Below are 948 nucleotides of genomic sequence, written 5' to 3'. Positions count from 1 at the left end.
GCATCCAGAAGTTTCAGTTTATTCTGCATGCAGATTTTTTTGAAATGTGTACCAGCGGTAGAGTACAGTTTTGTATCTTCACCGCCGTGTGTCACGTTGATCTCATCCACATAGCGCATCAGATCCAGTGCTTCTTCTTTGCCGATATATTCAAATAAAGTACCGCCAAAGTCGTTTGTGATATTGTATTTTCCATCAGAAAAAGCACCGGCACCGCCGAAACCACTCATGATCGCGCAAGTCGGACATTTGATACAGGATGGAACTTTCTTGCCGTCGATCGGACAGTGGCGTTTCTCTAACGAATAGCCTTCCTCAAAAACGGCAATCTTTAAATCTTTATTCTGGTGGATCAGTTCGTAAGCAGAAAAAATACCGCCAGGACCGGCACCAATGATAATAACGTCATATTTCATAGTTGATATAACCTCCAATAGTAAGACATGAAAAATGCAGTGCAACATTCTACAACAAATACAAGAGTGAAAATAGATTTTCGCTTTGAATTTTATGTAACTGGCACTGCTTATAGTTACTATTTATTCTAGCGCGGAAATTGGTGGTATGTCAATAAAAATCATGGAAAAATTGAAAAATATATTTAGTGAAAGCAGAAACGATGAAAAGGAACTTGTTTAGAAAAGAATGAAAAAATAGAAAGCCAAAAGGCATGTGAAAATAAGTAAAAAAGTTTTCTTCTTGTGTAACAGTACCAAAAGGTAACTACCCTGAATTGTATGGTTTTGACAAAATTCAAAACGATACCAATTTTGCAAAAATGCCTGTTTTCAGGTGATACTTCTTGAACTTTTGTTCAAGAAAGAGAAAACGTTTTATGGTAGTAGATGACCTGCAAGAGAAAGGTTGAGGTAAAAAGTTATGATTTGGTTACAGAATATTTTGATCTCAGTCTGAGTTGAGACTCCCACTTCTGCAAGTGGTGAGTAG

General features: G+C 37.0%; 1 pseudogene. It reads right to left on the bottom strand.

The window, feature by feature from the left end:
• A pseudogene (locus LG34_RS09790) lies at positions 1-416 on the bottom strand (FAD-dependent oxidoreductase); the annotation flags it as partial.
• Positions 417-948 lie beyond the last annotated feature (532 nt).

Source organism: Eubacterium ramulus, from assembly GCF_003122485.1.
GTDB classification, from domain to species: Bacteria; Bacillota; Clostridia; order Lachnospirales; family Lachnospiraceae; genus Eubacterium_I; species Eubacterium_I ramulus_A.
The sequence above is the reverse complement of the archived record's forward strand: the minus strand, read 5'-3'. Positions and strand labels throughout refer to the sequence as shown.